A 9,387-nucleotide genomic window follows, 5' to 3' on the forward strand; every position below is an offset into this window, starting at 1 on the left:
CACCGCGCCTTCTGAGTGCCCGCCCGCGGGCTGTGCCTTGTCGGAATGCTGTGCCGTCTCCGACTGCTCCGACTGCTCCGACTGCTCCGCCTGCTCGGCCGCCCGCTCGGAGAGGGCCAGCCGGACCGCGTCGTCGTAGCTCATCAGGTCGCCGGGCAGCAGTTCGGCGATCCGGTCGTCTGTCACCACGACCTCGTTGTTCATCGAATCGACGAGGTTCCGGGCGGTCGACAGGTCGACGTCGGTCACCAGTGACAACCACATCGAGGAAAGGCGGGGAGTGAGCAGCGGGATCGGCACGATCGGCGGGGTGCGCCCGTTCTGGATCTGCGCGGCCCGTCGCATCATGTCCACGTAGCGGAGTACCTCTGGCCCGCCGACCTCGAAGACCTCGCCGATGGCTTCCGGCCGGTCCAGCACGCCGACCAGGTACCGGATGACATCGGGCAGGGCGATCGGCTGGGTCTTGGTGTTGACCCACTTCGGCGTGACCATCGCCGGCAGGTGGTCGACGAGCTGACGGGTGATCTCCCAGGAGATGCCGCCGTGTCCGACGACGACGGCGGCGCGCAGCACCGTCACCGGCACCCCGCCCAGCCCGAGAAGCTGTTCGACGTCGCGCCGCGAGCGCAGATGTGCCGAGAGGTTGTCGTCCAGATCGCCGAGCCCGCCGAGGTAGATGATCTGCCGGACGCCCGCGTCGGCGGCCGCATGGCCGAATGCCGTCGCAGCCTCGGCGTCCCGTTGCTCGAAGTCGTCCGAGTCCAAGGAGTGCACGAGATAGTAGGCGGCGTCCATGCCCTGCAACGCTTCTCGCAGGCTGTCCTTGTCTCCGACGTCACCGAAGACCGGTTCGCCGGCGCCGTGATAGGTGTCGGGATGACGCGTCATCGCCCGTACCCGGTGCCCCTGCTCGAGCAGGGCGGGCACCAGGCGCGATCCGACGAAACCGGATGCGCCCGTGACGAGCACTGAAATGGCCATGATGTTCCTACCGCCCCGCCTGGTCGGTCGGATGCCCTCCGACGTGATGCATTGGCTCACACGTCACCCGAGCATAGGTCGCGGTTCCGGCCGGAAACGGTGCCGGCGCCCCCGTGAACGGCGATCCCGATGTCGGCCGCACCGTCGCCGCACCGGCCGTACGGGTGCGCGACCGGCGGCCACTGACCCCGGTTGTGGTGCACACAGCGGTTTTCCGTCCACATCGGGGACGAGCGGCGAGTCCGCGCCTGCCCGATCACGACACCCTCGAGTCGTACCGATCGCCGGCATCGCGGCGGCCGGCCGGGAACGAAGAGGAGCGTCAGATGAGCCAATTGACCATCGACACAGTGCGGATCGCGCAGGCGGGGGCGGGTGTCTCGGAGGTCGGCAGCGCGCTCGGCACCGAGATCGGGACCATGCACGACCTGCTCGCGCAGATCCGGGCCGGCTGGCAGTCCAGCGAAGCGGCGCCGCGGTTCGCCAGGGCGATGGAGGTGCATCTCGCGGATGCCGTGACTCTCCGGACTGCGCTGCTGGCGCAGGCCGAGGCGTTGACTGTGGCCGCGGGCCGTTTCGCGCAGACCGAAATGGCCGTGGCGGATGCAGTTCCGGCGGCCGGCTGATGGCCACCATCGCGGTCAACTATGCGGCCATGGCGGGTGGTTCCGACGGGCTGGTCGCCACCTGGAACCGGATCGAGGGGCTGCTCGCCCAACTGGATGCGACGGTGCTCGCGACCGCCGACATGTCGGCCGAGACGTTGATCGCCTACCGCGCGTTGAAGGCGAGGTGGGACGCATCGGCGGAACATCGGCAGAGCGTGCTGCACGGCCTGGCCACCCTCGTCCGGAGCGCCGGTGAGCAGTACCGGCAGGTGGACGCGGCGATGGCGGCGCAGTTCGGCTGATCCGCGGGGCCGGGCCGTGCATCAGCGGAGCGGGTGACAGTGCCGGTGACACGGCCGGGGTCGGGCGGACAGGCGTGCCCTGACGGGGTGGCAGGATCGCCGCATGAGTTCATCGAATCTGCTCGGCCCGCCGCCCGTCCACCTTCCTGTCGATCCGGCGGCCGCCGAGCTGGCGGCGGGTGAGGCGGTCGATCAGGTGGTGCGCCGGCGGCCCGTCTCCTCGCTTGCCTGGGCTGTGCTGGCCGAGGCCGCCCTGGACCGCGGGGACGACGTTGCCGCCTACGCCTACGCCCGGGTCGGCTACCACCGTGGTCTGGATGCGTTGCGCCGCAACGGGTGGAAGGGTGCCGGGCCGATCCCGTGGACCCACGAGCCGAATCAGGGCTTCCTGCGGGCTCTTTCGGCATTGGGACAGGCCGCTGCCCTGTTCGAGGAGTCCGACGAGGTCGCGCGGGTGCAGGCCTTCCTCATCGACGCCGACCCGCAGATCCCCGCGGAGTTGCTGCCCTGACGGGACCTCAGGGCAGGCCGCGGACCAGCCGCAGCGGCTGGGTGTGCTTGTAGAACGTCCACCGATCCATCTTCCGTTGGTAGGGGACACCGTCCCGGACCACTTCGGTGGCCATGGTGCCGATCTGCACCGCACGACCCAGCGTGGTCGTCGACCTCCTGCCGAGCCCGAGGAACCGCCGGTGGATCACGGTGACGGCCAGCCCTTTCGCCGGGTCCGGTTCCACCTCGAGCCGGTCGGCGGGACCGCCGAGCACGCGGTGCTGGTCGACGTAGACCGTGCCGTTGACGGGCTGCAGCGAGCCGGCGGCGACCAGCACACCGCCGACGTCGTCACGGACGAGCGGGACCGGATCCACGTCGCCCGTGCGCGCCAGGTCGACGGCGGGAACGCCGTGCGGCAGCCTCCACAGCTCGGTCATCGGTGTGCGGGACGGCGCCGCGTAGGCGATCTCGACCGACTCCAGCAGGTCCTTGCGCAGCAGGCGCTGGGCGACGGCGGCAAGGTCGGCGTCGTCGCCGACGACCAGCACCCGTCCGGTCAGCAGCCGGTCGATCTCCTTCCCGGGCCGGCGCCCCACGTACTGCACCGGGTCGGGCGCGCAGGCGGCGACGATGCCGTCGATGGCGGCGGCGATCCTGGGCGGATCCTGCGGGCCGTCAGCTGCCGTGATGTCGCCGCCGCCGTGCGCGATGCGGCAGCACACAACGGTGAGCGCTGACCCCTCCGTCACCGACTACCCTTCCCTCTGGCGTTCGACCCGCCGCGGCCGGAAGTGTCCGGAGTCGGCGGCACGTGGTCTTGGATTCACGCGTGGCTGCTGATGCCACGTGGACTTTGCTGCAACGGCGATCGGAGTGTGCCATGTCGGTGATGGTGCTGATCGGCGCCCAGTGGGGCGACGAGGGCAAGGGCAAGGCCACCGATCTCTACGGCGACCGGGTGCAGTGGGTGGTGCGGTACCAGGGCGGCAACAACGCCGGCCACACGGTCGTCCTGCCCGACGGCCAGAAGTTCGCGCTGCACCTGATCCCGTCCGGCATCCTCAGCCCCGGCGTGACGAACGTGATCGGCAACGGCGTCGTCATCGATCCCGGGGTGCTGCTCACCGAACTCGGGGGGCTTGACGAACGTGGCGTGGACACCTCGCGGCTGCTGATCTCGCACGACGCGCACCTGATTATGCCGTACCACGTCGCCATCGATAAGGTCTCCGAGCGCTACCTCGGCAAGGCGAAGATCGGCACCACCGGCCGCGGCATCGGACCCGCCTACGGGGACAAGGTCGCCCGGCTCGGGGTTCGCGTGCAGGACCTGCTCGACCCGTCGATCCTCGGCCAGAAGGTCGAGGCCGCGCTCGACATCAAGAACCAGATGCTGGTCAAGATCTACAACCGCAAGGCGCTGGACGCAGGACGGATCGTCGACGAGGTCCTGGAGCAGGCCGAGGGCTTCAAGCACCGGATCGCCGACACAAGACTGGAGCTCGGCCGGGCGGTCGAACGGGGCGACAACATCCTGCTCGAGGGCTCGCAGGGAACCCTGCTCGACGTCGACCACGGCACCTACCCGTTCGTCACGTCGTCGAATCCGACGGCCGGCGGTGCGGCGGTGGGCGCCGGCATCGGGCCCACGGCGATCACGTCGGTGCTGGGCATCCTCAAGGCCTATACGACGAGGGTCGGTTCCGGGCCCTTCCCGACGGAACTGCACGACGAGTGGGGCGAATACCTGCGCAAGACCGGCGGCGAGGTCGGCGTGACGACCGGTCGGCTCCGCCGGTGCGGCTGGTTCGACGCCGTCATCGCGCGGTACGCCTCCCGGGTCAACGGGATCACCGACTTCTTCCTCACCAAGCTCGACGTGCTGTCCTCGCTCGAGGAGGTCCCGATCTGCGTGGCCTATGACGTCGACGGCCATCGATTCGACGAGATGCCGCCCACTCAAACGGGTTTCCATCATTCCCAGCCGGTGTACGAAATGATGCCGGGCTGGTTCGAGGACATCTCCGGGTGTCGCACCTTCGAGGAGCTGCCGGCGAACGCACAGGCCTACGTTCGCCGGGTGGAGGAGCTGTCCGGATCGCGGGTCTCCTCGATCGGGGTCGGTCCCGGCCGCGAGCAGACGATCGTCGTGCACGACGTGCTGGCTGAAGCTGCCGGCTGAGCCATCTGCTGGAAGGCTGCGTTCCAGGGACCCGCGGGCGTTGCGGATCCGCGTTCGGCAGGAGAGCAGGGATCGTCATGGCGGACTGGGACGGCCGGGGTTACGAGCAGATCAGCGCGTTGCAGCGCGAACTGGCCGGCAGGGCGCTGGCCGGTCTGGTGCTCGACGGGGACGAGCAGGTCCTCGACGTCGGGTGCGGCGACGGCTACGTCACCCGGTCCATCGCGGCCCGGCTGCCGCACGGCTCTGTCGTCGGCGTTGACGCCTCGCCGCGGATGATCGAGACAGCACTCTCACGGCCCGATCCCGCCGGGGCGGAACTGCGTTTTGAGGTCGGCGACGTCCTGGATCTGCCGTACCGGTACCAGTTCGACCTCGTGGTGTCCTTCAACATGCTGCATTGGGTGGCCGATCAGCAGGCCGCGTTGTCCGCCATCGCCAGGGCCACCCGAACGCACGGCCGGGTGGTCCTCCAACAGGTCTGTGACGGCCCGCGGCAGAGCCTGGAGCAGCTGGCGATGGCGGTCTGCGAGCGGCCACGGTGGCGGTCGGCGTTCGCCGATTTCCCGCCGCCGTTCCTGCACGTCGACCCGGAGCAGTACCCGGCGATCGCGGAATCCGGCGGCGTGCAGGTGATCGAGCTGACCGTCAGCGACGTCAGCTGGGATTTCGGTTCGCGGGAGGCCTTCACCCGCTGGTGCACCGTCGGATTCGCGGACTGGACCGCCCGGTTGCCTGCCGACGAGGTCGGGGCATGGGTGGACGAGGTCGTCGAGAGCTACCAGTCGTCGGTCGGCGCCCCCGGGTTGTTCCGGTTCCTGCAGCTGCACGCCGAGTTGACCCCGCTGACCTGAGCCGGCCGACCTTGACCTCCTGGCCCGACCGCGCTGTCACCCCGCTGACCTGAGCTCGCCGACCTTGATTCCCCGGCTGCAAGTGCTGTGACCGTGCCGACCTGAAGGCAGGCCGGGCGCCCTAGTTCCAGGACACCCGCACCTGCTGGCGCCAGTGGCCCAGCGCGTCGACGGTGCCGTTCTCGGCGATGTCGTCGCCGCGGTTCCACAGCCCCAGATAGATCGCGGCGGCGCTGCCGGTGATCACCGAGTGGGCGTCGTGATCGGAGCCGCCGACCACCACCGGCGGCTGGTCGGACACCCGGATCGTCCATGACACGTCGGCGTCGGTCGGCGCGATCGACACCGTGAACGGCTCGTCGGTGCGCAGCCTGCTGCTCCGCCGCGGGACGAAACCGGTCACCAGCTCGTCGATCCCGTCCACCGCCAGGTCCGTGCCGATGCCCGCCTCCGCCGTCGACGGAATCCGGCCGAGCCGGGCCGCGAGTGCGTCGACGCGGTGGATCGTCGCCTCATGGGCCTGCCGGCGGGCCCAGAAGTGGCGCGGCGGAGGGGCGTTCTTGAGGAAGACAAAGGCGGCGAGGTCGGGCGGCGCCGACTCGAGGGCCGTTGCCAGCGTTGCTGCGCCGATCTGGAACCACGGGAGCAGGTCCCGGTCCGGCGCGGTGAACAGCTTCGCTTCCTCGGTCCCGTCCGGCAGTTTGGTCCGGGCCTGCGCGACGATTGTCGCGGCCCACCGCTGCACGCCGCCGAGGTGCTCGAGAAGCTCGCGAACCGTCCAATCAGGGCAGCTGGGCACCCGGTCGGAGAGCAGTACCCGTTGCGCCTCCTCGGCGAGAGTCGCGGACTCGGTGCGCAGCACCGTCACGAGGTCGTCGACGGGAAGGAGTCCGGGCATGCGGGCAAGGGTGACATGCCCGATGCGTCGGCGGCCACCCGTGGGTCGCCGGACCGGGACCGATACTCTGCCCGACGTGCGCATCCTCGTCATCGGCTCAGGGGCACGCGAGCACGCCCTGCTCCGGGCGCTGCGACGCGATCCCGCTGTCGACGAGTTGCACATCGCACCCGGCAACGCGGGCACGGCCGCGCTGGCGACCGCCCACGACGTCGACAGCGCCGACCCGGGGTCGATCGCCCGGCTCGCGGAGCGGGTCCGGCCGGATCTGACGGTCATCGGGCCAGAGGTGCCGCTGGTCAACGGGGCGGCCGACGAACTGCGCGCCAGGGGTTTCGCGGTGTTCGGGCCGAGCGCGGCCGCGGCCAGGATCGAGGGGTCGAAGGCCTTCGCCAAGGATGTGATGGCCGCCGCCGGCGTGCCGACCGCCGCCGCCGTCAGCGTCACCGAGGTGCGCGGCATCGAGGCCGCGCTGACCACCTGCGGCTCGCCCTATGTCGTCAAGGACGACGGCCTGGCGGCCGGGAAGGGCGTCGTCGTCACCAAGGACAGGGCCGCGGCCCGGGCGCACGCGGTCGCGGTGCTCGAATCCGGCCATCCGGTGCTGGTCGAGGAGTACCTGGCCGGGCCCGAGGTATCGCTGTTCGCCATTTGCGACGGCACCCAGGCGGTGCCGCTGCTGCCCGCTCAGGACTTCAAGCGGGTGGGCGACGACGACGCCGGCCCGAATACCGGCGGGATGGGCGCCTACGCCCCGCTGCCCTGGGCACCCAGCGGGCTCGTCGATCGTGTCCAGCGGACGGTACTGGATCCGGTGCTGGCCGAGATGGCCCGCCGGGGAACACCTTTTGCCGGCCTGCTGTACGCGGGGCTGGTGCTGACGTCGACCGGCCCGAAGGTCATCGAGTTCAATTGCCGCTTCGGTGACCCGGAGACCCAGGTCGTCCTGGAACTGCTCGACACCCCGCTGGGGTCGCTGCTCGCGGCAGCGGCCGCCGGGCAGTTGGACACCGGCAACCCACTCGCGTGGCGGGGCGCAGCGGCGGTGACAGTCGTGATCGCGGCGGAGAACTACCCGGGTCCGCCCGTCACCGGCGACGTGATCACCGGAGCCGATGAAGACGGCATCCTGCACGCGGGGACCAGGACCGCCGACGACGGCACCGTGGTGTCCGCCGGCGGCAGGGTGCTGTCGGTGGTGGCGACGGGCTCCGATCTGACGTCCGCGCGGCGGAAGGCGTACGAACTGGTCGACCGGGTGCAGTTGCGAGGCTCGCATCACCGCACCGACATCGCAGCCGCCGCGGCCGAAGGCCGGGTCCTGGTGCCCGGCACCGCCTGACGTGCAGGATCTGCCATGACGGACCGAGCGGGACCGGCGCCGTTCCGGCCGTCGGATCGGTCGGCGGTTGCTCCCTTCTACGTGATGCGGGTGCTCGCCGCCGCGGCCAGGAGGGCAGAGCGCGGGGAGCCGCTGTTCAACCTGGCGGCTGGGCAGCCGTCGACGCCGGCCCCGGAGCCTGTGCTGGCCGCCGCGCACCGATCGCTGGACGAACACATCCTGGGCTACACCGAGACCCCTGGAATCGCCCCGCTCCGGGCAGCGATCGCCGGCCACTACCTGCGGCGGTACGGCCTCGATGTCGACCCGGCGGACGTGGTCGTCACGACCGGATCATCGGGCGCGTTCCTGCTGGCCTTCCTCTCGGCCTTCGACGTCGGCAGCCGGGTGGGGCTCGCGAGACCCGGCTACCCGGCGTACCGCAACATCCTGCATGCGCTCGGCTGTGAGGTTGTCGACTTTCCGTGCGGCCCGGCGACCAGGTACCAGCCGACGGCGGCGATGATCGACGGGCTCGGGCTGGACGGCCTGATCGTCGCCAGCCCGGCGAACCCGACCGGCACCATGCTGGCCCCGCCCGAACTGGCGGCGCTCGCCGAGCACTGCGCCGGCACCGGTGTGCGGCTGATCTCCGACGAGATCTACCACGGCATCACCTACACCGGGCAGACGACGTCGAGCTGGGCCACCGACCGCAGCGGGTTCGTGGTCAATTCCTTCAGCAAGTACTTCTCCATGACGGGCTGGCGGATCGGTTGGCTGCTGGTGCCGCGGGACCTGACAGACGTCGTCGACGCGCTGGCCGGCAATCTCGCCATCTGCCCGCCGGCGCCCGCCCAGTACGCGGCACTCGGGGCGTTCGACGGGTATGACGAATGCGACAGCCACGTCACCCGGTACGCCACCAACCGCGCCCTGTTGCTGAACGGCCTGCGCCGGCTGGGCATCGAGCGGTTGGCGCCGGCCGACGGCGCCTTCTACGTCTACGCCGACATCTCGCACCTGACCGACGATTCCGCCGTGTTCGCGGCGAAACTGCTGGCCGAGGCGGGCGTCGCGGCGGCGCCGGGTGTCGACTTCGACCAGGTCGACGGACACCGCTTCCTGCGCTTCTCCTTTGCCGGGTCAACGGCGGCGATCGAGGGGGCGCTGACCGCGCTGGAGAATTTCCTGCGCTGAGCCGGCCCCCCGGAACACCAGCCACTCACCAGTCACCACCAGCGTCGCCGGGAACACCGGCCGGCCGTCCCCCGTTGGCACAAAGGGAGCACTTCGGTCGGACGAGGGGGAAACCCCTACCGGAGATTCAGGGTCCACACCCGAGGTGTGTTCCCGCCAGGAAGAGGACAGTAGATATGAACACGGGCCGGTCGGTCGGTGTCCGGCAGTTCCGGTACAGCAGGAGGAAGACAATGGACAAGTTTCTGAAGATCGTCGGCATCGTGGTGGTCGCCTGGATCGCGCTCAGCCTGATCGGATGGGTCATCGGGGCGGTGTTCTCCGGGCTCTTCTGGATCGCGCTCATCGCGGGCGGCGTCTGGGTCGGCGTTGCCATCGCCAACAAGAAGAACCGCGACCAGGTGGGCTACCGCCGGTGACGTTCGGCACCGGCCCGACGGCCAGGTGCCGCCAGATGTAACGCTGCCGACCGGTTATTTGACGGCGGCGTAAAAAAAAAAAAAAAAAAAAAAAAAAAAAAAAAAAAAAAAAAAAAAAAAAAAA

10 protein-coding genes and 1 pseudogene are annotated in these 9,387 nt (G+C 69.8%); 8 read left to right on the top strand and 3 right to left on the bottom strand.

Annotated elements, in window-relative coordinates:
- Positions 1-90 precede the first annotated feature (90 nt).
- Positions 91-978, bottom strand: a pseudogene (locus tag ACVBEQ_RS27810) (NAD(P)H-binding protein); the annotation flags it as partial.
- A 332-nt stretch (positions 979-1,310) separates the two neighbouring features.
- On the opposite strand from ACVBEQ_RS27810, the gene ACVBEQ_RS27815 reads away from it, so the two are divergent.
- The 3 genes from ACVBEQ_RS27815 to ACVBEQ_RS27825 all read left to right on the top strand — a co-directional run bounded on the left by ACVBEQ_RS27815 (position 1,311) and on the right by ACVBEQ_RS27825 (position 2,405).
- Positions 1,311-1,610 (top strand): hypothetical protein, encoded by a 300-nt coding sequence (locus ACVBEQ_RS27815; RefSeq protein WP_447156685.1) that lies wholly within the window; start codon positions 1,311-1,313, stop codon positions 1,608-1,610.
- Positions 1,610-1,894, top strand: coding sequence for a WXG100 family type VII secretion target (locus ACVBEQ_RS27820; protein WP_447156686.1), 285 nt, complete (start codon positions 1,610-1,612; stop codon positions 1,892-1,894). Before ACVBEQ_RS27815 ends, ACVBEQ_RS27820 begins: the two co-directional genes overlap by 1 nt.
- Positions 1,895-1,997: 103 nt before the next feature.
- Positions 1,998-2,405, top strand: coding sequence for a DUF3151 domain-containing protein (locus tag ACVBEQ_RS27825; protein WP_447156687.1), 408 nt, complete (start codon positions 1,998-2,000; stop codon positions 2,403-2,405).
- 7 nt (positions 2,406-2,412) lie between these two features.
- Here ACVBEQ_RS27825 and ACVBEQ_RS27830 read toward each other — a convergent pair whose 3' ends face one another.
- Positions 2,413-3,138: a hypothetical protein gene (locus tag ACVBEQ_RS27830; protein ID WP_447156688.1), complete on the bottom strand. Its 726-nt coding sequence runs from the start codon at positions 3,136-3,138 to the stop codon at positions 2,413-2,415.
- A gap of 131 nt (positions 3,139-3,269) precedes the next feature.
- On the opposite strand from ACVBEQ_RS27830, the gene ACVBEQ_RS27835 reads away from it, so the two are divergent.
- Both ACVBEQ_RS27835 and ACVBEQ_RS27840 read left to right on the top strand, forming a co-directional pair.
- Entirely contained in the window at positions 3,270-4,571 is a 1,302-nt protein-coding gene (locus ACVBEQ_RS27835) for an adenylosuccinate synthase (protein WP_447156689.1), read from the top strand.
- A 77-nt stretch (positions 4,572-4,648) separates the two neighbouring features.
- Positions 4,649-5,425: a class I SAM-dependent methyltransferase gene (locus ACVBEQ_RS27840; RefSeq protein WP_447156690.1), complete on the top strand. Its 777-nt coding sequence runs from the start codon at positions 4,649-4,651 to the stop codon at positions 5,423-5,425.
- A gap of 121 nt (positions 5,426-5,546) precedes the next feature.
- On the opposite strand, the gene ACVBEQ_RS27845 is transcribed toward ACVBEQ_RS27840, so the two are convergent.
- The gene (locus ACVBEQ_RS27845; protein WP_447156691.1) at positions 5,547-6,323 is read right to left on the bottom strand and encodes a maleylpyruvate isomerase family mycothiol-dependent enzyme; all 777 of its coding nucleotides are present in this window, start codon (positions 6,321-6,323) and stop codon (positions 5,547-5,549) included.
- A gap of 76 nt (positions 6,324-6,399) precedes the next feature.
- Here ACVBEQ_RS27845 and purD point away from each other — a divergent pair, with 76 nt between their 5' ends.
- The 3 genes from purD to ACVBEQ_RS27860 all read left to right on the top strand — a co-directional run bounded on the left by purD (position 6,400) and on the right by ACVBEQ_RS27860 (position 9,263).
- Positions 6,400-7,665: a phosphoribosylamine--glycine ligase gene (gene purD / locus ACVBEQ_RS27850; RefSeq protein WP_447156692.1), complete on the top strand. Its 1,266-nt coding sequence runs from the start codon at positions 6,400-6,402 to the stop codon at positions 7,663-7,665.
- A gap of 15 nt (positions 7,666-7,680) precedes the next feature.
- Positions 7,681-8,844: an aminotransferase class I/II-fold pyridoxal phosphate-dependent enzyme gene (locus ACVBEQ_RS27855; RefSeq protein WP_447156693.1), complete on the top strand. Its 1,164-nt coding sequence runs from the start codon at positions 7,681-7,683 to the stop codon at positions 8,842-8,844.
- A gap of 233 nt (positions 8,845-9,077) precedes the next feature.
- Positions 9,078-9,263 carry a hypothetical protein gene (locus tag ACVBEQ_RS27860; protein WP_447156694.1) on the top strand — a complete coding sequence of 62 codons (186 nt, stop codon included), beginning with the start codon at positions 9,078-9,080 and terminating at the stop codon, positions 9,261-9,263.
- Positions 9,264-9,387 lie beyond the last annotated feature (124 nt).

The sequence above is a fragment of the Nakamurella sp. GG22 genome, from assembly GCF_052976845.2.